Below are 23,376 nucleotides of genomic sequence, written 5' to 3'. Positions count from 1 at the left end.
TTTATCGCTCCTCTATAGCCTCTTTTGCGACAAGACGGTCATCAAAGTCGAAAACCTGGTTCCCTACCTGCTGATATGTCTCATGGCCCTTGCCAGCTATTAAAATAACGTCTCCTTTACTGGCATTTTTCACGGCATAGTGAATGGCCTCTTTTCGATCGGCGATTGTTTTATAACTTTCACCTTTTACTCCCTCTTCCATATCCCTAAGGATTTGGATTGGGTCTTCACTTCGGGGATTATCAGAAGTAAAGATTGGGTCTGTACTGTACTGGCATGCAATTTCAGCCATTAGCGGCCGCTTGGATCTGTCCCTGTCTCCTCCGCATCCCACGATGGTAAAAATGCGTTTCAGGGCAAATTGCTTTACCGTTTCCAAAGCATTTTTCAGGCTGTCAGGAGTATGTGAATAATCAACAATCACAGAAAAATCCTGACCTGCATCTACGGTTTCAAATCTGCCTGCTACGCCTTTAACTTCTTCAGCAGATTTGATGATTTGCGAGATTGATATCCCTGAAGCGATCCCTGCACCTATGCTGGCAAGGACATTATAGATGCTGAATTTGCCTATCATTTTCAGAGAAACTTTATGCTTTCCAAATGGAGAGATTAAGTCAAATTCTGTCCCGCCAGAAGTCATCTGAATATTAATTGCCCGAAGGTCAGCTTCCTGATCAATTCCATAGGAAATGACATGAGCTGCCGTCGATTTTTCATATTCTGCAGAAGCAGGGTCATCTGAGTTTAAAATGGCATATTTCGGCTCTTCATGATTATAGGAGCTTCCGAGCTGGGCAAAAAGCAGCCCTTTTGCTCTCCTGTATTCATCCATTGTTTTGTGATAATCCAGATGATCCTGAGTCAGGTTTGTAAATACGGCTATATTAAAATCACACCCATGAATGCGTCCTTCATCAAGTGCATGTGAAGACACTTCCATTACGGCTGAATCTACACCTGCATCTGCCATTTTTCTAAATGTGCTTTGCAGAGTCAAACTTTCAGGAGTGGTATTTTTCACTTCAAAGGTTTCATCGGCAATCTTCGTATACATCGTGCCAATTAAGCCGGTTTTCCTTCCTGCATCAGCAAGGATCTTCTCTATTAAATGGCTTGTTGTTGTTTTGCCATTGGTTCCTGTTATGCCAATTAAATGAAGCTGCTTGCTCGGCTGTCCATAAAAAGCATCAGCCAGCACAGCCATGGCCCGTTTTGTATTCTTTACCACTATAACCGGGATATCCAAATCCAATTCTCTTTGGGCAATGACTGCTGCTGCACCTTTTTTGGCAGCAGAAGCCGCAAAATCGTGGCCATCCACCGTATAGCCCTCAATACAAACAAACAGACTTCCAGGTGTAACTTTCCGGTTATCGTTAACAATCGCTGTAATTTCCGGGTTTTCCCCTTTAAAAGTCATATATGGCTGCAAAAATCGCAGCAATTTATGTAATTCCATGTCTACCAATCCTCTCGTGTTAAACAGAACAATCTAATCCTTTTTTACTGCCTCTTGTCATATTCATTTCTAAGTTCTCAAACTAACATTCTATATGATGGCGATATATATTGTACATGATAATTGCTTTTTTAGCTATTTAATATATAGAACCCAAACCCTGAAAGTATGTTGCAGTTTCCTTACAAACAAAAAAATTCAGGCGGCGCAGGATAATGCCGCCCTCAGTCCTATTCTTATTTGTCGTCAAAATACAGCCGGATCGTTGAACCTTCCTTTAACTTGATGCCAGGCTGAGGCGTTTGCTTGACCACTGTATTTCCTGTGCCGCTCGCATCAATTTTCAGGTTAAGGTAGAGCTCACCCAGATCCTTCTTTGTCAGGCCGACCATATCAGGAACTTCAATCATTGGTGAATCCATCCATGTCAGTTCTTTTTCAATTTGATTTTTCCGCGGCTTTACACCCATCGCCCGCAAGCTGTCCCCCATGATCTCTCCGACAATTGGAGCAGCAACTACCCCGCCAAATTGAATAGTTCCTTTTGGATTATCCACAGCCACATAAACAACAAGCTGCGGATCATCTGCAGGTGCGAATCCTATAAATGATACAATATGGTTATTTTCCAGGTAACGGCCGTTTTGCGCTTTTTGTGCAGTTCCAGTTTTACCGCCTACACGGTACCCGTCTACAAAGGCCTTTTTCCCCGACCCTTTTGCCACAACTGATTCAAGCGCTTTTCGGATTTCATCTGATGTTTCCTTTGATATTACTTTTCTCTTTGCATCAGGTGATTTTTTCATTAATATTTCCCCGGTAGCCGGATTAATAAGCTCTTTGGCTATATAAGGGGTATATAATGTTCCCCCATTAACGGCAGCCGAAATGGCTGCTACCTGCTGAATCGGAGTCACAGAAACTCCCTGTCCAAAAGCAGTAGTTGCCTGCTCAACTGGGCCAACCCGGTCGAGATTAAATAGAATCCCTTTCCCTTCGCCCTGCAGGTCGATACCGGTCTTTTCTCCGAATCCAAAGTCGCGGATGTATTTAAACAGTTTATCTTTGCCTAATCGCTCACCGAGCTCTACAAAACCAGGGTTACAGGAATTCTGAACTACTTCCAAATAAGTCTGGCTGCCATGGCCGCCCTTTTTCCAGCATCTTAGTCTTGCACCGCCAACTTCAACAGATCCCGGATCATGAAAATGATCCTTTTCCAAGTCTACCTTGCCCTCTTCTAACGCAGCTGCCAGAGTGATGATTTTGAATGTAGAACCAGGCTCGTATGTACTCCAGATTGGCAGGTTGCGGTTGTAAATTTCCGGGGGTACATTCCTAAAATTCGCAGGGTCAAAATCAGGCCTGCTGGCCATGGCAAGAACTTCCCCGTTATTTGGATTCATGGCAATTGCTATTATTCCATCAGGGTTGTATTCAGCCTGAGCAATATCAAGCTCCCTTTCTACGATTGTCTGAATCTTGGAATCGATAGTGAGCTTTAAATCCATACCATCAACCGGCGGCTTGTAGTCATCCGCCATATCGTTCATCCGTTCTCCCTTTGCATTCGCATAAAACTTAACAGATCCTTTTTTTCCTTTTAGTTCTTCATCATAATATAATTCCAGCCCCATAAGACCCTGATTATCAATTCCCGAAAACCCCAAAACATGTGAGAGATAATTCCCGAAAGGGTAATGGCGTTTTGAATCTTCACCAATGTATATGCCTTCAATTTCCAGTGCACGGATTTCTTTCGCTTTTTCATGGGAAATTTTTCGGCCTTCAGGGATTTTCACACTTGATTCTCTTTTGGTGATCAGCTGGTAAGCTTTTTCTTTTGACATATTCAGCACCGCAGCCAATTTCTCTGCAGCATCAGCAGGATCTTTTATTTGCCTGGGTACAACATAGACAGTTGGAGCACTGACATTCGTAGCCAGTGGAATACCGTTGCGGTCGACGATTTCTCCTCTTTCCGGTTCGAAAGGGATGTCTCTGCTCCATAGTTCCTTTGCACCATCTGTAAGCAAATTCCCCAGAAAGAATTGAACATATCCAAGACGCAAATCAATAATAAAAAAAACGAGAATACCAACAAACAACGCTACAGTCAGCCGTTTTCGAACGGTTACATTTGAAACACGCATGTACGGACGAACCTCCTTAGATTATGGCTCGTTCCAATATATGCTTGTACATAAATGAATAGAACGCACTGCCGCTCATCCGGCAGTACGTTCTAATTTAATCCAGCACTGCTTCCTCTTCTTCCTGCTGCTCTTCTGATTGTGCATTTTCCTCATTATATTTCTCTGCAGGCGGCTCAAGTTCGACGATTAAATAGTCACCTTCCCTGAGTGCAGAACCAGCCTTCAGATTTTGCTTCACCACATATCCGCTTCCTACAGTATTCAGCTTTAAGTCAGCAAGCTTTGCCACCTTCATAACGTCCCTCAGCGACCATCCATTCATATCGGGCACTGTTAAATCGCCTTCAGTCTTTAAGATTACTCGTTCTCCTTCCAGCAAATTGTACATATTTCCAGGGACCTGTCTTTCAACCTTGCTTCCCTTTCCCAGTACAATAGCTTCAAAACCGGACTTTTTCAATTCTGCTTTTGCTTCCTCAACTGTTTTCCCTTCCACTTCAGGTGCCTGTTCAGAGTTCGCCTTCAGTTCCTTTGCCGGCTCGATATTTAAATATTGAAGACTGCTTTTCATAACCGGTGTAAAAATCTTGGAAACCGGCTCTGCACCGTTTGTACTCAGGTCAATATCCGGCTGCTGGACAGCTACATAGATGATCAGTTCAGGATCATCTTTTGGCGCCATGCCTAAAAAGGAGAAGATAAAATTTTCATGCCCAGTTAAATATCCTCCGCCATTTGGGTCAGGGATTTGGGCAGTCCCCGTTTTTCCGGCAACCTTGTAGCCCTCAATATTATACCTTTTGTAACCCGTTCCGTTTTCAGAAGACACAACCGTTTCCAGGATATCCCTTGTTTTCTTGGCCGTTTCTGCTGAAACTGGATTCCCCTTCACTTCCGGCTTTGTTTTTTTTAATACTTCATTTTTATCACCATCAACAATACTGCTGATCACATGAGGCTTCATCATTTTGCCGTCATTTGCAATGGCAGTAGCTGCCTGTACCTGCTGAATCGGCGTAATGGCAGAACCTTGCCCGAATCCGGTAGTTACCTTATCAAGCGGCCACTCGTAAGCTATTTTTCCGCCTGTTTCATTCGGCAGGTCAATTCCAGTTGGATTTTCAAATCCAAACTTTGTTATATATTCCCTGTATTTTTCATAACCAAGCTTCTCTTTAACTATTTTCGCGAAAGCCACGTTCGACGAACGCTGAACGCCTTCAAGGTAAGTAATGGACCCCCAGCCCCGTCCCTGGTTATGGTCGCGTATAGCCGGTGAATTTTCTGTTACTTTATAACTTCCTGATTTATACCATTCATTCGGATCAAATTCTCCCTCCTCAATGGCTGCAGCCAAAGTAAAGATCTTCATAGTTGAGCCGGGCTCAAATGAGTTTTCGATCACTTCATTATGCCACGTCTCTTCAATGCCTTCCTTTGTTTTCGGGTGGAAGGATGGCCTCTGTCCCATTGCCAAAATCTCACCCGTTTTGGCATCCGCGACAACAGCAACCATCTTTTTCGGCTTATACTCTTCGTCTACTTTATTCATGGAATCTTCGAGGAAAGTCTGGATTTTCTTATCGATTGTCAAATACACATCTTTGCCATTTTGAGCCGGCTGGATTTTTTGATCTCCATTTGGAAGGAGATAGCCCCATATATCGCTTTCATAGCTGAACTTTCCATCTTTTCCTGTAAGCACATCATTCAAACTCTGTTCAAGACCCAGCATCCCTACTGTATCGGTCTTATTCGTCTTCGATTTTTTCTTTTCAACATATCCGACTAAATGCGAGGCGAAGACGCCATTTGGGTAGAACCGTTTGGAATCAGTTATGAATGTAATTCCCGGTAAATTCATATCTTCAATTTCTCTTTTTGTCTTTAACGGAAGATCGCGCCCTTCTTTACCAAATTCAACCTGGAATGGCGGGTCCCCTTTTTCTGTTTTCTTCGTTAAGATTCTATATATCTCCGACTCTTCCAGATCGATTGCTTTCGAAAGCGCCGCTGCTGTTTTTTCAGGGTCTTTCACATAATCCGGCTTCATACTTTTGTCAAGGATTGCTACAAGCTTGTAGGAAATAGTATCCTCGGCAATGACTTCACCATTGCGGTCATAGATAGTACCCCTTTTGGCTTGAATTGTCTTTTCACGTTCATATTTTTGCTGAGCTTTTGCCGCAAGTGCATGTCCCGCTGCTTCCCCTGTAACCTGAATGGAAACAAAGCGGAAAATTAATACAAAAAAGAGCAGGCTGAATATTAAAAATAATATCGCTGCTCCAAAATTGATATTTGGCTGTTTCTTCATTAATCTTCCACTACCTTGACATTATTTCCGCTGAATTTAAGTCCCATTTCCTCAGCTTTTTCTTTAATGCGCTCGTATGTACTTAATTCGCCCACTTGCATTTTGAGATCTGTATTCACTTTATTCTGCGTTTGGATTGCTTCTTCTGTTTGCTGAATTTCTTTATTCACTTCGTATATGGCTGCCTGGTTTGAAACCATTTGTACAGCACCAAAACAAACAATGCCAGTGAAAGCAAGTCCCAGTATTTTTTCCCCGGGGGAAAGCCATGACTTTTTTGATAATTTCTTGGGAGCTGGAACGGGCTGGGTTTGGATATCAAATTGTTTTTCTTCTTGAATTTTTCGGGCTAAATTGCTCATAATTCCCCTCCTGTAAATTTTTTATTTATTCTCTACATGAGTATTCGTAATCCCTTAAAGCTTCTCTGCTATTCTCAGTTTAGCGGACCTTGCCCGATTATTGTGTTCCAGCTCTTCTTCTGAAGGCAGAATCGGCTTTCTGTTAATGAGCTTTAAGATTGGTTTATATTCATCTGGAATAATCGGGAGGCCGGGAGGAAGATTTGGTGTTTCACTGGCTTTTTTAAATGCCGCTTTACAAATCCGATCCTCCAGTGAATGAAACGTGATCACGCTGATTCTTCCATTGGGATTTAATATGTCAATAGCCTGGTGAAGAGAATCCTCAAATACACCAAGTTCATCATTAACAGCTATTCTAATGGCCTGAAATACACGCTTGGCGGGATGCCCGCCTTTTCGTCTGGCAGGAGCAGGTATTGCCTCTTTAATCAGCTCAACCAGCTGGCCTGTTGTTTCTATCGGGGAAACTTCCCTGGCCGCTTCAATCTTCCTCGCAATTTGCTTCGAGAATTTCTCTTCTCCGTATCTGAAGAAGATTTTCACAAGTTCACCATATTCCCATCTGTTTACTACGTCATAAGCGGAAATGTCAGCGCCTGTATCCATTCTCATATCAAGCGGGGCATCATTATGATAGCTGAAACCTCTTTCAGGTGTATCCAATTGAGGTGATGAAACGCCAAGGTCATATAAAACACCATCTACTTTTGACACACCCAGGTTTGCAAGCTCTTCCTGAAGATACTTGAAATTACTTTTGATGATCGTAATTCTGTCACCATATTCAGCCAGTTTTTCTTTTGCGTGAGCAATCGCTGTGTCATCCTGGTCAAATGCATACAGCTTTCCCTTTTCAGACAGCTGGGAAAGAATTAATTCGCTGTGGCCTGCACCGCCCAGCGTACAATCCACATACACTCCATCAGGATGGATATTTAAGCCTTCTACTGTTTCTTTTAATAGTACTGTTGTATGTTCAAACATTGTTGTATGAATCCACCTTTCCAATCCGAGAAGCACGAGATGCATTAATGGCACCTGGAGCTAAACAAATATCTTTGTATCATGGGAAATTATATTACTAAAACATTCCCATTATATATCAAACCCAATCATGTTTTCCGCAATATCAGCAAAAGATTCCTCTGATTCTGCAAAATAATCTTCCCAAAGATTTTTGCTCCATATCTCGATCCGATTGGAAACGCCCAGCACTACACATTCTTTTTCCAATTTTGCATATTGCAGAAGAGGGGAAGCAATATTTATTCTTCCTTGTTTATCAATTTCACATTCAGTGGCACCTGAAAAGAAAAAACGGGTAAATGCACGGGCATCTTTTTTGGTAAGCGGAAGGCCCTTTAATTTTTCTTCAAGCTGCCTCCACTCATCCATGGGGTAGCCAAACAAACATTGATCAAGTCCGCGTGTCAAAACAAATGTTTCACCCAAGTTATCACGAAATTTGGATGGCACGATGAGACGGCCTTTATTATCAACGTTGTGATGGAACTCACCCATGAACATACCCACTGCACCCACTTTCTAACTCAAATGTACCACAATCCCCCACTTTCCTCCACATGTTTTTAATTATTCTACCACTTCATATAAAATCCTGCTTCCCATAAGGTATTCCCCCATTTTCCGTTCGTCTTTTTATTACATTTTCTTTAAATTCTTTACTATGCTTTTCACAGATTTTCACGCTGGGGAATAGTCAGGATATAAAGGGATTTCATCTTTTTTCATCAAAAAAAAGACCTCATCCGTATGGAAAAGGTCCGAAGAATAATGGCGAATATTAAATTTTTATGACTTTGTGTGTCCCATCGAAATGAAAGGAGTACTCAATCAATTCTTCAAGGAAATTCATCCCATATTTATTAAGGTAATAGAGAACATTCCAAACTCTCTCCTGAGGAACTCCACCCGGCCTCAGTGAGTTTTCAGCTTTTTCATATTTCATAATGATTACTTCATGTTTTTGCTGGATGGACTTCTGGATTTTATTCTCCATGAAATCTATCTGCCTTATTAAAAGATCTTCATTTTTCTTTAACATAGGAAGAAGGGCGTGAACCTCTTTCATTGTAAGTTCTTCGATTAGCTCATAGTTTTGTTTTACTTGAGCTTTTGTTTTTTGGAATTGGGCTTCTATGCTTTCATTTTTAATACTCCTCAGATACTCATCTTTCTCTGCTTTCGTGCCTGATTCAAGCACGCCCTGCAAATCAAGTCCTAATTCTCTCAAATCACTTTCCACAGAACGTTCTAAGATAGTGATATTTAAACGGGGCATAATCGGAGGCATTTTCATTCCAAACCATTCAAATGCCATTTTTAGTTCAGCCCAATAGGCAATTTCGCCAGGACCGGCTATAAAGGAAAGAACCGGAAACAGGCATTCCTGTGTGATAGGCCTTGTCACCACATTATTGCTTAGTCGTTCGGGATGATTTTCTGAAATCTCCAGGAGCTCATTCATTGAGAACTCGTGAGTTTGTTCCCTACCGGTAAATACCTTTTTTTCCTGATTGAACTCCAAAAGTATTCTTTCTTTATGCTTTTCATCATAATAAAATAGGTTTGCAGCATTTTCACTTAAGTCAATAGCATTTGGAAACCCGGCATTCTCCAAGTTTTGCTGCTGGCTTTTCACACGCTTTGTGATATCTTCAAAACCTTTGATCTGTTTGCCAAAAATGCTGCTTTCAAGTCTGCGAAGCTTTTGGTCACCTGAATCAACCAGAAGAAGCCCTGTTTCTTTAAATAAATGCATAATAATGCCGGCAAAGAACTCCACATAGGTTTGTGAATGCATAATAATTCCTTCTAAACTCAAAAGAAGGTCTTTTGTATGTTCCGTCTCTCCGAAAGTCTCAATGATGTCTTCCACCCATGCCCTGCATTTTTCACGGTTCAAAGGGATATTTGAAACCATCTTCTTCTCTAAAACTTTTTCAGGATAAGTCATTTTTTCCATTTTATTATTCTTCTCGATGAAAATATGATTTACTTCCTGATAATCATGATCCTCCCCCGCAATCCAGAATACCGGAACAACAGGGATTCCCAGCTTACTTTCCTGCTGTTTTGCAAGATTTATGATTGAGATGATTTTATGTATAGTATATAGGGGTCCCGTCAAAATACCTGCCTGCTGCCCTCCGATAATCACGGCACTATCTTCTTGCTTCAGCTTATTTAGTGAGTCATGAACAGCCGGGGAAGCAGGGAATTGATCCATAAACTCTCCAATATATTCAGAAAGTTCATTTCTCATAAACGACCGGCCCTTCAGTTCAGCTAACCGTGCTTTATAATCAGAGTCGGAATTATAACGATAGTGAAAAAACTGCATAATTTCTTCTGTTTGTGCAATATAATCTGTTGCAAACCGGTTTGTTGCCGGCAATGAGAGATTAAGAATCTCCATTAATGAACTTCCTTTCTCATAGCTGATCAATTTTAATTTTCATCTTATGAGTATAGCATTGTCTTAAATGAAAAGAAAAAAACTTTGCTTACCTAAATGCTTTAATTCTAGAGGTAAAATAATTATATTCCGGACCTGCTTTACTTATGGAATGAAGACAACAGAAGTTACCCTTTGAACAAGCCCAATTAACATTAGAACTATATAAGCGGTGAAATAAAGTAAAAAATTGAATCTCCAGAACCCTTTGAATAAGGCACGCAGATTGATTTCCTGCTTAATTCTCCAATGCATGATAATAAAAGTGACCGCTGTAATCAGCAGTGATAGGACTATCATCCATAGATAGGATTTATCCCAGATTACGACAATTAAATAGTGAACCGCCAGAATAAAAAATAATGTGCTGACATCCAGGGCAATATGTACAGATCTTTTGTGTTTTTTAGTGATTTGTTTGCTGATAATAAAAACAGCCAGATATCCGAGCAGCGGTATGGTCACCAATGTTGCAATTAGGCTTGAGAACACAGTATTCAACTCATTTCCCCCTTTTTACTCCCTGCCTTTGATCTGACAATAAAGACTTTCAGAATATGGAGCAGACATCTTCTTCTTTTCAGCTTCCTCAAGGATATATCCTAAAATAGCATCTATCTCTGTTTCTCTGCCTTCTTCGATATCCTTAAGCATTGAAGATCTGTTCATCCCTGTTTCCTCACAGACACTTTTTACATGGGTTAATGCACCTGCTTTATCAGGAATGCCTAATATGCCACTTACCTCGTCAAACAACCTCAAAAATAACTGATAATAATATTTATTAGCTAAGAGTTCACCATTTCTCACACGGAGAACTGCTGTAAGCGGATTTATAACACAGTTTACGATTAATTTTTCAATTAGCATTTCTATGTGATTCTCGGCAAATATAAAAGGAAAATAACAAGATGCCGAATCGGATATTTTCAATAAAAGTTCCACATCTCCCTTTAAAGCAGCCACTTTGGTTACCCCAATTCCAGTATGCAGCACTGTGTCAGGCTCTGACTTTAAAGCACCATGCTCTACACTGCCCACATAAATATTTTCCGCTTCAAGCATTTCAGCCCATTTCAAATGCCCCATGCCATTTTGCAAAAACAAATATGATCCACACTTGCCAGTATTCATTTCCATTAAGTCCTTTACAACTTCAGGAATGCTGTATTGCTTAACAGCAATGATTGTTAAATCCTCTTCTCCCTTCCATTCTTTGAAATGGAATGCCTTTAAGGGGGCATTGCTGCGAATGCCTTTTCTCTCAGTTGTAAGTCCTTTTTTGCGCAGCTTTTGCAATTGAGTACTGTTTCTAATATAAACACGCACTTCATGATTTTCATTTAAATAATGGGCAAACAGAAGGCCAATGGCGCCTCCACCGATAATAGCTATTTTCATAACAGACTCCACCATTTTTACTTTTTAAGCATATTTTAACAAAATAAGATAAATTCATGGGTAAATTGGAATGTTTTAATTACTAATTCCAATATTTATTTTCTTTATTCCATTTTTCATCAGCTAAATCCTTTAAAAAAATCCCTTTTTCGAAGATCGAAAAAGGGATTTTTAAAAGGATAAAGTATTAAACTGGATAAACCGGATGTTTGCGGATGCTGAATGTCAATTCTTTAGTCTCATACAGGTTAAAACGGTTAATTAAAACATTTCTTAATTCTGAAGGTGCAACAATATCGTCAACAATTAATTCAGAGGCAAGTTTGTAGATATCAATTGTTTCTTTATATTCCTGCTGTTTTTCCTGAACATATTTAATCTTTTCTTTCGGATCTTCAATCGCATTGATTTTATTGGAATAAACCGCATTTACTGCTGCTTCAGGACCCATAACTGCGATTTGTGCTGTAGGCAGGGCGATACAGCAATCAGGTTCAAACGCTGGTCCAGCCATTGCATACAACCCGGCTCCATATGCTTTTCTGACGACAACTGAAATTTTCGGCACTGTTGCAGAACTCATCGCAGCAATAAGCTTTGCACCATGCCGGATAATCCCTGCTCTTTCCACCTTAGTCCCAATCATAAATCCAGGGACATCTGCAAGGAATAATAGCGGAATATGGAAAGCATCACAAAGCTGAATAAATTTCGCTGCTTTATCAGCAGAATCCACAAATAATACCCCGCCTTTAACCTTTGGCTGGTTGGCAATAATCCCTACAGGATTCCCCCCAATCCGGGCAAGTCCCGTAATGAGTTCCCCTGCAAAAAGTTTCTTAATTTCAAAAAAGCTGCCTTCATCAATTAAGGAATCAATACACTCATACATATCAAATGGGGCATTTTGATTTTTAGGGATAATTTCTTCGAGGCTGCGGCCGGATTTGGGCATTACCGCCTCGAGCTTCACTGGTTTTTCTTTAAAACTTGCAGGAAAGTAAGCCAAATATCTTCTTGCTGAATCAATGGCCTCTTCCTCACTATATGCAAGCAAATCGCCACAGCCGCTGACAGAACAATGCATGCGGGCACCGCCCATTTCTTCAAGGGTAACCTTCTCCCCAATAACCTTTTCTGCCATTCTTGGTGAACCCAGATACATAGATGCATTTTGATCTACCATAATAACAATATCACAAAACGCAGGTATATAAGCTCCGCCAGCAGCAGAAGGTCCAAAAAGCAGACATATCTGCGGTACCATGCCTGAAAGTTTTACCTGGTTATAAAAAATTCTCCCTGCTCCTCGTCTATTCGGGAACATATCAAGCTGATCCGTAATACGGGCACCGGCAGAGTCAACCAGGTAAAGGATCGGAACTTTTAATTTCTCCGCCGTTTCCTGTATACGGATAATCTTTTCAACCGTCCTCGCACCCCAGGAACCGGCTTTTACTGTGGAATCATTAGCCATTACACAAACGGTCTGGCCATTTACCCTGCCAACTGCTGTTACAACCCCGTCTGCCGGAAGATCACTTTCCTGACAGTTCGCAAACTTGCCATCTTCCTCATAGAATCCGTCATCAAACAGGAGTTCAAGCCGTCTTCTGACAAAGAGCTTATTTTGGGCTTCATTCTTTTCATGATATTTTGGATGTCCGCCAGCTTCTATTACCCTGCTTCTTTCCTGCAGCGTCTCTGTTAATGTCTTTGCAGTGGTCATTCCCATCCTCCTAAAATATAAATTTCCCATTCTTCGTTATACTTGCTTATTGCTGCACGGTACTCAGCATCAGCCACCTGTATTGGATTTCCGGTCTCAGCCTTCTTATTCGAATACGATTAGCACATCGCCTTCGTTAACAAAATCTCCTATGCTTACCTTCACTTCAGCTACTTTTCCAGCAGCTTCGCTTTCAACTGGAATCTCCATTTTCATGGATTCAAGCATTAATACTTCCTGGCCTGCATTAACCTCCTGACCCGCTTCAACCAAAACATTTAATACAGTACCTGCCATTGATGATGTAATTTCTTTCATTGTATTTTCCTCCTTTTAGTTAACGGCAAAAGCCTTCTTTGCTAGAAATGATGTAGAATAATTCCCTTTACGGAAATCTTCGTCTTTTAATATTTCTTTAAATAACGGTGCATTTGTTTTAATGCCTTCAATTCCCAGTTCCTCAAAGAATTGTAAGGCATTTTCTATCGCTTCATCCCTTGATTGGCCATATATAATGCATTTTGCAATCATTGGATCATAAAATGGGCTGACTGCCGTATTTGAAGCATATCCATAATCAACGCGTATTCCTGGGGTATCTTTCCATTCAAATTTAGACAATTTGCCTGGAGAAGGCATAAAGCTTACAGGATCCTCAGCATACAGCCTAAATTCAATTGAATGGCCAGCCTGCTTGATGCTATTTTGCTGCAGCGGCAGCTTTTCTCCTCTTGCTGCAAGCAGCTGCCATTCTACAAGATCCAGCCCAGTTACTTGTTCAGTTACGGGATGTTCAACCTGAAGTCTTGTGTTCATTTCAAGAAAATAAAAGTTCTCCTGCTCATCCACAATAAATTCAATTGTTCCGGCATTTTTATAATTGACTGCTTTGGCAGCAGTCAAAGCCGTTTCATACATCTTTTGTTTTGTTTGCTCTGAAAGGAAAGGTGACGGTGATTCCTCTACTACTTTCTGATGTCTCCTCTGAATAGAGCAATCTCTTTCAAATAAATGTACGATATTCCCATGATGGTCACCAAACACTTGTATTTCGACATGTCTGGCATTTTCTATATATTTTTCAATAAATACTTCATCAGATCCAAAATAGGCTTTGGCACGCGCTTTTGTGGAGTCGAAAGACTTAGCGAGCGCTTGCTCATTTTCACAGCGCACCATTCCAATACCTCCGCCTCCCCCACTGGCCTTCAGCATGACTGGATAGCCCATAGAATCCGCAAGCCTGCATGCTTCCTCAAGATTGGATGTTCCCTCTCCGCTTCCTGGGACAACCGGCACTCCCGCTTCCTTCATAGTATTGCGGGATACAATTTTATCCCCCATCAATTCAATGGTTTCAGGATCTGGTCCAATAAAAGCAATACCCGCATTAATTACGGCTCTTGCAAAGACGGCGTTTTCTGATAAAAAACCATATCCCGGATGAATTCCATCTACATTTTCCCTCTTTGCAATTTCCAAAATGGCCTCTGTCTTTAAATAAGATTTATTAACAGGCGGTTCACCAATACGGAAAGCATATGTAGCTTCTTTAACAAATGGCAGATCTTTGTCTGCATCAGAATATATGGCAACAGTCTCAATTTCCATTTCACGGCAGGTTTTAATTATCCTTAAAGCAATTTCTCCCCTGTTGGCAATCAGAATTTTTCGCACAATCGGTCCCCTTTCTCATTGTAGTAATCCTGCAATAATATATATTTCTACAATCTTCTGCCTATTTCCTTCTGTTTTTGTAAACGCTTTCTGATTTTTATAAAAAAACTAAAAATATATTAAGTTTTTCATATGTGCAGAATTTTTTGTTTACTTGTTATATAATAATAGACATAGAAAAAACCTTTCAACTATTAGGAAGGCATTATAAAGCGGTTACATCTGCAGAATTCCTATACATCGATGGCTAAGGGGGAGATTTTATGAACTATAAAGTTGAAAAATTAAAAGTAAATTATAAAACACTGGAAGAGTTTAAGAAATTCAAAGAGTATGGACTGCAGGAGCTATCCATGCTCGAAGACCTTGAAGCTAATATTATTGAAAATGACAGCGAGTCGCCTTTCTACGGCATTTATTTCGGGGATAAACTTGTAGCACGTATGAGCCTTTATCAGATAGAAGCAAGATTCGATCGATATTTCGATCCCGCACAGGATTATCTGGAGTTATGGAAGCTTGAAGTCCTGCCTGACTATCAAAACAAAGGCTACGGCCAGAAACTTGTAGAATTTGCCAAAGGATTTGGACTTCCTATTAAAACAAATCCACGAGTAAAATCGAAAGTTTTCTGGGAGAAAATGGGATTTGAACCCGTCAATTATGATATGGAACGCGACCTGGGAGAGAATCCGCTGGCCTGGTTCCCGGCAGGAGTTAAAGAACAAACCCATTAAGATGCTGTCTACTACTACTAAGTCATTAAATAAGCGGACTATTGCAGTCCGCTTATTTCTATTTATTTTCGCTACATCTATTTCTCCACCTTCTCAGGCTTTATATCGGGATTCACAGTAAAATTCAAGTTTTTGTGGCGGGTGCCGTCTTTGAGCCCGACAAGCTTTCTTGCACTTTCCATAATTTCTACCAGAGCTTTGTAATCCTGCTCCATTGTATTCAATTCTTTAATTAATTTTTCATTTTCCGCTGCCAGGTAGTACATTTGCTTCTCAAGCTCCTGAATGCGTTTTTTAGGATAAGGATCTTCTGAGACAGCAGGCTTCTGAGCTTTTTCATATAACTCTTTCAGGAAAGAGGCTAATTCCTCAAACTCGATAGTCCTTTTAATTGACTGAACTGAGTTTTCATTTCTTTTTTCCGCATTTTCCTCTGGAACAGCTGGAAGCTCTTGTTCCACTTCCACAGCCTGCGGACTTTTCTTCATTTCTTTCCTCTGCTTTTTTGCCAGTTCAATTCCTGATGTATATTGCTTTCTTACAAAGGAATTCCAGCGAAATCCGCAGGCAGCCGCGGTTCTGCTTAACTGTTTGCCAACTTCTTCAAATGCCTGAAGCTGAGTTCCTCCTTCACGAATATGACGGAGTACGATTTCTGCAAGCAGTAAATCCTCATCTTGAGACCAAGCATCCTGACGGGTTGAAGACATCAGTGTATCCCTCCTAGTGTTTTTCTTTATACATATGCCAATGCTAGAAAAGATAGACTGATATCGTATTATAAAGTGTAACTTTATTCATCCCCAGGAAATTAATGGTTTTTTCTAATTTTGGAAGGATATGCTTAAGGCTTATTCAGGAAACTGTCAACTTTATTATGGTGCGCTTCTCCCTCCCATAAAACCGAACAGCGACGCACTTCTTGATCAATTCTCTCTTCTAAGCCAGCTGCAGCCCACTTTTTTACAAGAAGGTCTTTATAAGCTTCCAAAACCTCACTCTCAAGCTTAAGCATTCTTTCCAGAAAGCTCTTGCACCCGTCGATTGGATTCCCTTCAAAGACAGAATGTATGAAGCCTAATTCTTTTAATTCTCCATCAGAATATAATTTTGCTTCCATCAGCATTCTCATGGCATTGGCAGGAAGCATCTTTTCCATAATGATGGAACCGCCGCCCCAGCCGGTTGTTATGGCTAAAGTTCCCTGGATAAAACCGGCTTTAATTCCTGCATTGGCAATCCGGTAATCACATGCAGCAGCAAGCTCACAGCCACCGCCGACAGCTGTTCCATTCAATATGGCAATAGTTGGTTTTGGCAAGAATAGTATATCTTTTAAAAGACCAGCCATTCTGCTTAGCATTCCAAAAGCTTCATCTTCCGTTTTTAAGCTGTGAAAGGAAGATAGATCACCTCCCGAGCAAAAAGCCTGGTTTCCCTCTCCTGTAATCGCAAGTGCCTTAACTGATTTCTTACCTGCTTTATGAAGTGCGTTCTCCAGGCCATCCATAACTTCATAGCTTATGGCATTCCTTTTTTCAGGCCTGTTAATCTTAAATACTAAAAGTCCATTCTCGAATTCTTCAATTATGTAAGGGTTCATGGCTGCCTCCTTGTAATTGGTTAAACTATTTATAATATTAGCAAAAATATACATAGACAGGTACTTATTGATGAGGCAAAATCACTGCCTAAAAACGACAAAAGCACAAGAACTAAGTTCTTGTGCTTTATATCTAAAGGATTAGTCGTTTACTACTTCTTTTCCTTTGTAAGTTCCGCAAGCTTTGCAAACGCGGTGAGCAAGTTTCATTTCACCACAGTTTGGGCATTCTACCATACCAGGAACCTGTAATTTAAAATGGGTACGACGTTTTCTCTTCGCAGTTTTAGATGTTCTTCTAAAAGGTACAGCCATTCTTCCCACCTCCTTAAAGAGTATTAGAGGATGTCCATAGGAATTGGACACACCCATTAAGAAAGTTATGAAGGCCAGAGCAAGCTGGTGTCTTCAAGTGCTTCTTGTTTTTCTTCCGTTATGAATCGGAAGAAGGATCATTCTGATCAAAAAATTGAGCAAGTCCGGCAAGACGAGGATCTACTTTATCCTGTTTATCCTGCTCCTGAATGACCTCCCAATCCTTACCGGATTGAGGAGCTCCTTCTTCACTGCTGTCTTCGCAGAAAACTTGCATTGGGACTTCGAGTAAAAGGATCTCATGAAGGATCGGATTTAAATCAATCACATCCCCTTTTACCTGGTGAACCTCCTCTTCAGTCTCATAATCAAGACCTTTTAAAAGGAAAGTTTCAGTTGTTTCAACATTAATTGGATAATTTACGTCAACTAAAGTACGAGAACAAGGTAATATTAAATGACCCTTTATATTTAAATGAAAAGTCACTTTGGCAGAATCAATATCCGTACGGCCCGTCACATGCATTGGTGATGCACCGCGTATTTCCGGATTCAATTTCATGACCTCATCAACATTGACAGTTTCATCAATGGGAAAATCCTTGCTTCGATATTTTTGTAACTGACTTAAAGTCCATTTCATACGAATCACCCCAAGGCAACAAAGGTAATTATAGCCTTCCTATAATTATTTGTCAATATTTTTTCTTTACACTATAATGTAGCTAATATCCTACTATTGAAGGCTTCTTCAGTAAAAAAAATTTTGCAGGATTTAAAGATTTTGTTTCTTAATACTTTTTCCATTACATATCTTTTTAAACCTTTTCGAGGAGTATGTCAATATGAATGCAACAGGTGTAATTGTAGAATATAATCCTTTTCATAACGGCCATGCTTTTCATTTGGAGCAGGCAAAAAAAGTTTCAGGTGCAGAAACCATTATAGCTGTCATGAGCGGCAACTTTCTCCAGAGGGGGGAACCTGCATTAGTTTCCAAATGGAAACGTGCTGAAATGGCATTAAGAGCGGGTGCAGATATTGTATTTGAGCTTCCATACCAGTTTGCTGTTCAGCAGGCAGATATTTTTGCAAGCGGAGCTGTATCCATTCTGGAAGCAGCCGGCTGCAGGAGCCTTTGCTTCGGAAGCGAATCCGGCAGTATGGAAAGCTTTCACCAAACTTTATCTTTTCTTGAGGAACATAATTCTGCCTATCAAGAAAGGGTCAGAGTGCATCTGGATGCTGGCTTCAGCTATCCCAAAGCAACATCGATGGCATTCCTCGATCTGAACCCTGAAGGTGAATTGGTAGACCTTTCAAAACCTAATAATATTCTTGGCTTTCAGTATTTAAAGTCAGCCCGAAGGCAATATTCATCCATGGAACTTTTTACAGTTGCAAGAAAAAGCGCAGGATACCACGACGAACAATTTGCTTCTGATTCCATAGCAAGTGCCACAAGCATAAGAAAAGCACTTTTTTCCAAGAATGGAGAGATTGAATCCATTCGCCAATATGTTCCGGAAACTACATATCTAGGTTTACTTCAGTATAAAAAAGAGTTTGGCGGGTTTCACCAATGGGAACAATATTGGCCCTTCTTAAAATTCCGACTGGTTCATCTACAGCCGGAAAAGTTACGGGACATTTATGAAATGGAAGAAGGCTTGGAGCATAGGTTTTTATCAGCAGCACTCCAGGCTCAAACTTTTCAGCAGTTTATGGAGAAGATTAAAACTAAGCGTTACACCTGGACAAGACTTCAGCGGGCATGTGTGCATATCCTTACAAATACAGAAAAGTCAGAGATGCCCAACAAACCATTAAAAGCAGATTATCTGCATCTTCTGGGGATGTCCAAGAACGGCAGGAAGTATTTAAACAGGCATAAATTCGAATTAAAACTGCCGCTGATTTCAAGAATTTCTTCACACGCTGCACAGCAGCTGCAGCTGGATATTAAAGCTTCCCGGGTATATGCAATGGGTATAGATGGTGGTCGGGACCGTACTCTAATGCAGAAGGAATTTAATCAGCCTCCTATTATGGTTGATTAAATTATGAACTCCTTAATTCTATAAACTGAAAGCTGCAGTTTGCCAGCAGATAATAATGAACAGCCAGCGGTTTCTTGATTGCCGCTGGCTGTTCAATGCTTGGTGCAAGCTCCTGTTAATCCAGGCTCCTTAAATATTCAACCGCATCATCAAAGGTTTCCACAGGAACGATTTTCATATCAGTCTTGATATCCCTGGCTGTTGCAACAGCGGCTTTGTAATTGGAGTCTTCTGCTCCTTTTTCATTAGGGGCAAGGAAGATTTCTGCTCCGGCTTTGTCAGCGGCCACAATTTTTTGCTCGATGCCGCCTATTCTTCCGACTGTACCTTCCGAATTAATAGTTCCGGTTCCAGCTATTTTATAGCCTCCAGTCAAATCTTCTTTTATAAGCTGATTGTAAATTTCAAGTGAAAACATCAGCCCGGCGGAAGGGCCGCCAATTTCTTCACTGTCAATATTCACTGCCGGTTCAACCTCTATTTCTTTGTCATCAACCAGGGTAATTCCCACTCCCGGCTTTCCTGTTTCTTTGAGTGTCTTTAAAGGAATCGAGGTTTCCTTAGTCTTATCCTGGCGTTCAAAGGTTAATGTTATTTCACTGCCCTCCTGTTTATTGGAGACCATGCTGATAAATTCATCAGAGGATTTGAACTCCTTGCCATCCACTTTAAAGATGCGGTCACCAGCCTGCAGTTTGCCGTGAGCAGGCATATCAGGGAGCACATTAAGGACATATACGCCATTATAATGATAATGAATAGGTATGCCAGCTTTTTTATAGGCAGTTTCAATAGCAGCCAATTTGGATGTTGCCATCAGATGCAGCTGCCGTACATTATATTCTTCTTCTGTTTCATTTTCGGAACGTATTTCTTCTACAGGGTATAGTTCCTGATACTTGCTGAATTTAGCAGCTGCGTATGCATATATATTAGCCCGGCCCATTCTTACAGTCGTAAGCATAAAGCTGCCTTGTTCTTCATTGCCGTTTTCGACCTCAATAATTGGTTCCAGTTCTTTAGCCATACCTGGCTTTGATACATAATAAGGCAGATAATAAAACGAACTAACCAGAAGAATAACTGCCAAAACCAAGAAGGAACGGGTATAAAACTTGCTTCTCATCTGTCGGGATGCTCCTTCCACTTTGTTATGTAATGATGAACACTGTCAATATGCTTTTTTGCTTCTTCTTCGCCGATTTTGATGATTTCTTCTATATTGGTAAATGCACGGGAGCTATACATTTCCACCCGGGGCCTGATCATAAAATCGGAAGCTATCTCCCGGTGAGTAACCAGCTCCATCTGCATGATATCCAGACTTTGCATAATAACATCATAGATTGAAGTGATTTCCGCATTCGTTTTGACATGTGAGACATCGATGGCGATGATAATATCAGCCCCCATTTCTTTAACAACAGACACAGGAACCCTGTCCACTACTCCTCCGTCCACTAAAAGGCGCCCGTTTAATTTTTCAGGCACAAAAATGCCTGGGATGGAAATGCTTGCCCTTACAGCATCAGAAATGGGGCCGCTTTTAAAAACAACCTTTTCTCCAGTCATTAAATCAGTAGCCACAACATTGACAGGAATATCGAGGTCCTCAAGATTTTTTCCATGAGTAAATATACGGATCAGTTCCTTTACTCGTTTCCCTGCAACAAAACCCATTTTAGGAACCGTGAAATCTAAATAATACTTCCTTTTAAATGCTTTGGAAAGTTTATATAAACGATCAACATCAAGTCCGGCCCCATAAAAGCAGCCTACCATGGCACCCATGCTGCTGCCGGCAATATAATCAATCGGTATGCCGGCTTCCTTCAAGACCTTGATGGCACCCAGGTGAGCGAATCCCCGAGCTCCTCCCGAACCAAGTGCCAATCCTATTTTCGGTCGCTGCAAAAGACTCCCCCCTCAAACGCCAATGGCCGATTAGAACTTTTGCCTTCAAGTTATTCTATTCTATTTATTTCCAAAAGGAGCATACAATAAAAATCTTCAGCTGAAAAATACAATATGCCTGTACCTAATTCTATGGTCTATTTTAAAGTTCTATGAGTATATTGGGTTATATGGGGACAAGACTTGACAGCAAAAGTTTGACCCTTGTATACCTGCATTTCGTTCATTCAAGTAAAATAAATGAAAAAGTCATGAGAAAATATATATTTAAACGCTTCTTTATTTTACCATTGTTTAAAATCATTGCACAGTCAGTACAACTTGAGGGAGGCTTGTCCGTGTTTCGTTCCAAATTAAAAACGGTTACTCTTGCACTCTCTGTAACCTTAATAGCCATCTCATTAATTTCCTTTCCCCAGGAATCGGTTGATGCATCAATCAGGGGATTAAATATGTGGTGGGAAATTGTGTTCCCCTCATTGCTGCCTTTCTTCATTGTATCGGAAATGCTGATCGGCTTCGGTGTAGTAAAGTTCATCGGGGTACTCCTTGAACCTTTGATGAGACCTTTATTCAGAGTACCTGGAGTCGGAGGATTTGTATGGGCAATGGGGATGGCTTCAGGCTATCCAGCCGGTGCCAAACTGACCGCAAGACTTCGGCAGGAAGGACAGCTATCAAAAACAGAAGCAGAGCGCCTGGTTTCTTTCACTAATTGTTCAAATCCTTTGTTTATCTTTGGCGCAGTATCTGTTGGTTTTTTTAATAACGCCAAGCTTGGTGTTATATTAGCCCTGGCTCATTATCTCGGCAATATTACTGTCGGTTTATTAATGAGGTTCTACGGAAAAAAAACCAGGCAGCCTCCACCTGGTTCAGAGACGTCAAAACCATCGTTACGGGCAGCCTTATCAGCTCTTCATCGGACAAGAATAAAAGATAATCGCCCTATAGGCAAGCTTCTTGGGGATGCAGTCATGTCATCCATCCAAACACTTTTAATGATTGGCGGATTTATCATATTATTCTCTGTTATTAACAAACTTCTATTTCATCTGGGAATCACGGCATTCCTTGCTAAAGGCTTAGAGGCGGTACTGTCAATATTTAGTCTGCCAACCGAATTGAGCATCCCATTCATTTCAGGGTTATTTGAAATAACACTTGGCAGCCAGATGACAAGCCAGGTTCAGCAGGCAACATTAATGCAGCAGGTCATTATTGTCAGCTTCATACTCGCATTCAGCGGATTCAGCGTGCAGGCTCAGGTAGCAAGCATCCTTGCCCAAACTGATATTAATTTCAAGCCATTCTTTTTCGCAAGAATCCTTCACGGCTTTGCTGCTGCCTTTTATGCATACATCCTTTGGCAGCCTATTTATGAACGGTTTTACAATACAGAACAGCCATCCAATGCCATTCCGGTCGGATTTTTTGAGAAATATTCATTTTTCGGCAAATTATTTGATGGAATAGCTGCTTCAGGACCGCTTATAACCATACTTGCACTTTCTGTTTATACCTTTATGCTCGCAAGGCGCTTGGATAAGAGATAACAAAAAACGGGTACCTATCAATCGGGCACCCGTTTTATATTATTCCAGTACAATCAGCAGGAAAGACACCACGCTCTAGTGTTTAGCTAAACTTGGTCTTAAGAGCCTTTTCTACAGTGTCAGGAACGAGTTCTGATATGTTCCCGTTATATTTTGCCACTTCTTTCACAATACTTGAACTTAAGAACGAGTACTGATTATTAGTCATGATAAAAAAGGTTTCCACTTCATCATTCAAGACTCTGTTCATGGATGTTATCTGCATTTCATATTCAAAATCAGAAACAGCCCGCAAGCCCCGAATGACAGCACTCGCATTAACCGATTTTGCATAATCCATCAGAAGCCCCTGAAACGAATCTACTTTAACATTTTTAAGATCCTTTGTTACTTCTTCTATCAGCTGAATTCTTTCTTCAACAGTAAAAAGAGGTTTTTTTGAAGAGTTATTCAATACAACTACATAAACCTGTTCAAATACCTTTGCCGCCCTCTTAATAATATCCAAATGGCCATAAGTTATTGGATCGAAGCTGCCTGGACAAACCGCGATGCCTCCCATTGATATCCCCCTGTCATGTTCTTATTATGTATCGTTTTCCATAA

General features: G+C 40.7%; 22 protein-coding genes. 3 read left to right on the top strand and 19 right to left on the bottom strand.

The features are described from left to right. Position 1: 1 nt before the first annotated feature. The 12 genes from A361_RS09185 to A361_RS09130 form a co-directional block, all read right to left on the bottom strand. Complete coding sequence (locus A361_RS09185) at positions 2-1,462, bottom strand: UDP-N-acetylmuramoyl-L-alanyl-D-glutamate--2,6-diaminopimelate ligase (RefSeq protein ID WP_019381710.1); 1,461 nt, start codon at positions 1,460-1,462, stop codon at positions 2-4. Between the two features lie 236 nt (positions 1,463-1,698). After that, positions 1,699-3,615, bottom strand: coding sequence for a stage V sporulation protein D (locus A361_RS09180; RefSeq protein WP_009330892.1), 1,917 nt, complete (start codon positions 3,613-3,615; stop codon positions 1,699-1,701). A gap of 97 nt (positions 3,616-3,712) precedes the next feature. Next, positions 3,713-5,935, bottom strand: a complete 2,223-nt coding sequence (locus A361_RS09175; protein WP_019381709.1) for a penicillin-binding protein — start codon at positions 5,933-5,935, stop codon at positions 3,713-3,715. Next, positions 5,935-6,297, bottom strand: coding sequence for a cell division protein FtsL (gene ftsL / locus A361_RS09170; protein ID WP_019381708.1), 363 nt, complete (start codon positions 6,295-6,297; stop codon positions 5,935-5,937). Before ftsL ends, A361_RS09175 begins: the two co-directional genes overlap by 1 nt. 54 nt (positions 6,298-6,351) lie before the next feature. Then, complete coding sequence (gene rsmH, locus A361_RS09165; protein ID WP_009330901.1) at positions 6,352-7,284, bottom strand: 16S rRNA (cytosine(1402)-N(4))-methyltransferase RsmH; 933 nt, start codon at positions 7,282-7,284, stop codon at positions 6,352-6,354. Positions 7,285-7,395: 111 nt separating this feature from the next. Then, positions 7,396-7,827, bottom strand: coding sequence for a division/cell wall cluster transcriptional repressor MraZ (mraZ, locus tag A361_RS09160; RefSeq protein WP_009330903.1), 432 nt, complete (start codon positions 7,825-7,827; stop codon positions 7,396-7,398). A gap of 277 nt (positions 7,828-8,104) precedes the next feature. Next, positions 8,105-9,739, bottom strand: a complete 1,635-nt coding sequence (gene bshC / locus A361_RS09155; protein WP_019381707.1) for a bacillithiol biosynthesis cysteine-adding enzyme BshC — start codon at positions 9,737-9,739, stop codon at positions 8,105-8,107. A 144-nt stretch (positions 9,740-9,883) separates the two neighbouring features. Further along, positions 9,884-10,270 carry a DUF3397 domain-containing protein gene (locus tag A361_RS09150; RefSeq protein WP_009330907.1) on the bottom strand — a complete coding sequence of 129 codons (387 nt, stop codon included), beginning with the start codon at positions 10,268-10,270 and terminating at the stop codon, positions 9,884-9,886. Between the two features lie 24 nt (positions 10,271-10,294). Further along, positions 10,295-11,179, bottom strand: a complete 885-nt coding sequence (locus A361_RS09145; RefSeq protein ID WP_019381705.1) for a 2-dehydropantoate 2-reductase — start codon at positions 11,177-11,179, stop codon at positions 10,295-10,297. Between the two features lie 187 nt (positions 11,180-11,366). Beyond that, positions 11,367-12,908, bottom strand: a complete 1,542-nt coding sequence (locus tag A361_RS09140) for an acyl-CoA carboxylase subunit beta (RefSeq protein WP_019381704.1) — start codon at positions 12,906-12,908, stop codon at positions 11,367-11,369. Positions 12,909-13,013: 105 nt separating this feature from the next. Further along, positions 13,014-13,226 (bottom strand): acetyl-CoA carboxylase biotin carboxyl carrier protein subunit, encoded by a 213-nt coding sequence (locus tag A361_RS09135; RefSeq protein ID WP_009330910.1) that lies wholly within the window; start codon positions 13,224-13,226, stop codon positions 13,014-13,016. Between the two features lie 15 nt (positions 13,227-13,241). Continuing rightward, complete coding sequence (locus A361_RS09130; protein WP_019381703.1) at positions 13,242-14,585, bottom strand: acetyl-CoA carboxylase biotin carboxylase subunit; 1,344 nt, start codon at positions 14,583-14,585, stop codon at positions 13,242-13,244. Between the two features lie 263 nt (positions 14,586-14,848). Between A361_RS09130 and A361_RS09125 the strand changes: the two genes are divergently transcribed. Beyond that, positions 14,849-15,322, top strand: a complete 474-nt coding sequence (locus tag A361_RS09125) for an N-acetyltransferase (protein ID WP_009330912.1) — start codon at positions 14,849-14,851, stop codon at positions 15,320-15,322. Positions 15,323-15,399: 77 nt separating this feature from the next. Here A361_RS09125 and A361_RS09120 read toward each other — a convergent pair whose 3' ends face one another. The 4 genes from A361_RS09120 to A361_RS09105 form a co-directional block, all read right to left on the bottom strand. After that, the gene (locus A361_RS09120; protein WP_019381702.1) at positions 15,400-16,032 is read right to left on the bottom strand and encodes an RsfA family transcriptional regulator; all 633 of its coding nucleotides are present in this window, start codon (positions 16,030-16,032) and stop codon (positions 15,400-15,402) included. A gap of 134 nt (positions 16,033-16,166) precedes the next feature. After that, complete coding sequence (locus A361_RS09115; protein WP_019381701.1) at positions 16,167-16,925, bottom strand: enoyl-CoA hydratase/isomerase family protein; 759 nt, start codon at positions 16,923-16,925, stop codon at positions 16,167-16,169. Positions 16,926-17,066: 141 nt separating this feature from the next. After that, a complete protein-coding gene (gene rpmF, locus A361_RS09110) occupies positions 17,067-17,240 on the bottom strand; it encodes a 50S ribosomal protein L32 (RefSeq protein ID WP_009791160.1) in 174 nt (57 codons plus the stop codon). Between the two features lie 118 nt (positions 17,241-17,358). Then, complete coding sequence (locus A361_RS09105; RefSeq protein ID WP_009330916.1) at positions 17,359-17,883, bottom strand: YceD family protein; 525 nt, start codon at positions 17,881-17,883, stop codon at positions 17,359-17,361. Positions 17,884-18,085: 202 nt separating this feature from the next. Here A361_RS09105 and A361_RS09100 point away from each other — a divergent pair, with 202 nt between their 5' ends. After that, entirely contained in the window at positions 18,086-19,300 is a 1,215-nt protein-coding gene (locus A361_RS09100) for a nucleotidyltransferase (protein WP_019381700.1), read from the top strand. 115 nt (positions 19,301-19,415) lie between these two features. On the opposite strand, the gene A361_RS09095 is transcribed toward A361_RS09100, so the two are convergent. Further along, on the bottom strand, positions 19,416-20,426 hold the full coding sequence (locus A361_RS09095; protein ID WP_009330918.1) for a SepM family pheromone-processing serine protease: 1,011 nt from the start codon (positions 20,424-20,426) through the stop codon (positions 19,416-19,418). Further along, positions 20,423-21,214, bottom strand: a complete 792-nt coding sequence (locus A361_RS09090; RefSeq protein ID WP_019381699.1) for a patatin-like phospholipase family protein — start codon at positions 21,212-21,214, stop codon at positions 20,423-20,425. Before A361_RS09090 ends, A361_RS09095 begins: the two co-directional genes overlap by 4 nt. Positions 21,215-21,552: 338 nt before the next feature. Between A361_RS09090 and ylbJ the strand changes: the two genes are divergently transcribed. Continuing rightward, a complete protein-coding gene (ylbJ, locus tag A361_RS09085; protein WP_009330920.1) occupies positions 21,553-22,770 on the top strand; it encodes a sporulation integral membrane protein YlbJ in 1,218 nt (405 codons plus the stop codon). Positions 22,771-22,852: 82 nt separating this feature from the next. Here the strand turns inward: ylbJ and coaD are convergent, their stop codons facing one another. Continuing rightward, positions 22,853-23,332 (bottom strand): pantetheine-phosphate adenylyltransferase, encoded by a 480-nt coding sequence (gene coaD, locus A361_RS09080; protein ID WP_009330921.1) that lies wholly within the window; start codon positions 23,330-23,332, stop codon positions 22,853-22,855. Between the last annotated feature and the right edge of the window lie 44 nt (positions 23,333-23,376).

Origin of the sequence: Cytobacillus oceanisediminis 2691 (assembly GCF_000294775.2) — a bacterium.
GTDB classification, from domain to species: domain Bacteria; phylum Bacillota; class Bacilli; order Bacillales; family Cytobacillaceae; genus Cytobacillus; species Cytobacillus pseudoceanisediminis.
The sequence above is the reverse complement of the archived record's forward strand: the minus strand, read 5'-3'. Positions and strand labels throughout refer to the sequence as shown.

Excerpts from the sequence above, each read along its gene's own strand:
- A361_RS09185 (WP_019381710.1), bottom strand. The coding sequence starts at position 1,462 with ATGGAATTACATAAATTGCTGCGATTTTTGCAGCCATATATGACTTTT.
- A361_RS09180 (WP_009330892.1), bottom strand. The coding sequence starts at position 3,615 with ATGCGTGTTTCAAATGTAACCGTTCGAAAACGGCTGACTGTAGCGTTG.
- A361_RS09175 (WP_019381709.1), bottom strand. The coding sequence starts at position 5,935 with ATGAAGAAACAGCCAAATATCAATTTTGGAGCAGCGATATTATTTTTA.
- ftsL (WP_019381708.1), bottom strand. The coding sequence starts at position 6,297 with ATGAGCAATTTAGCCCGAAAAATTCAAGAAGAAAAACAATTTGATATC.
- rsmH (WP_009330901.1), bottom strand. The coding sequence starts at position 7,284 with ATGTTTGAACATACAACAGTACTATTAAAAGAAACAGTAGAAGGCTTA.
- mraZ (WP_009330903.1), bottom strand. The coding sequence starts at position 7,827 with ATGTTCATGGGTGAGTTCCATCACAACGTTGATAATAAAGGCCGTCTC.
- bshC (WP_019381707.1), bottom strand. The coding sequence starts at position 9,739 with ATGGAGATTCTTAATCTCTCATTGCCGGCAACAAACCGGTTTGCAACA.
- A361_RS09145 (WP_019381705.1), bottom strand. The coding sequence starts at position 11,179 with ATGAAAATAGCTATTATCGGTGGAGGCGCCATTGGCCTTCTGTTTGCC.
- A361_RS09140 (WP_019381704.1), bottom strand. The coding sequence starts at position 12,908 with ATGACCACTGCAAAGACATTAACAGAGACGCTGCAGGAAAGAAGCAGG.
- A361_RS09135 (WP_009330910.1), bottom strand. The coding sequence starts at position 13,226 with ATGAAAGAAATTACATCATCAATGGCAGGTACTGTATTAAATGTTTTG.
- A361_RS09125 (WP_009330912.1), top strand. The coding sequence starts at position 14,849 with ATGAACTATAAAGTTGAAAAATTAAAAGTAAATTATAAAACACTGGAA.
- A361_RS09120 (WP_019381702.1), bottom strand. The coding sequence starts at position 16,032 with ATGTCTTCAACCCGTCAGGATGCTTGGTCTCAAGATGAGGATTTACTG.
- A361_RS09115 (WP_019381701.1), bottom strand. The coding sequence starts at position 16,925 with ATGAACCCTTACATAATTGAAGAATTCGAGAATGGACTTTTAGTATTT.
- rpmF (WP_009791160.1), bottom strand. The coding sequence starts at position 17,240 with ATGGCTGTACCTTTTAGAAGAACATCTAAAACTGCGAAGAGAAAACGT.
- A361_RS09105 (WP_009330916.1), bottom strand. The coding sequence starts at position 17,883 with ATGAAATGGACTTTAAGTCAGTTACAAAAATATCGAAGCAAGGATTTT.
- A361_RS09100 (WP_019381700.1), top strand. The coding sequence starts at position 18,086 with ATGAATGCAACAGGTGTAATTGTAGAATATAATCCTTTTCATAACGGC.
- A361_RS09095 (WP_009330918.1), bottom strand. The coding sequence starts at position 20,426 with ATGAGAAGCAAGTTTTATACCCGTTCCTTCTTGGTTTTGGCAGTTATT.
- coaD (WP_009330921.1), bottom strand. The coding sequence starts at position 23,332 with ATGGGAGGCATCGCGGTTTGTCCAGGCAGCTTCGATCCAATAACTTAT.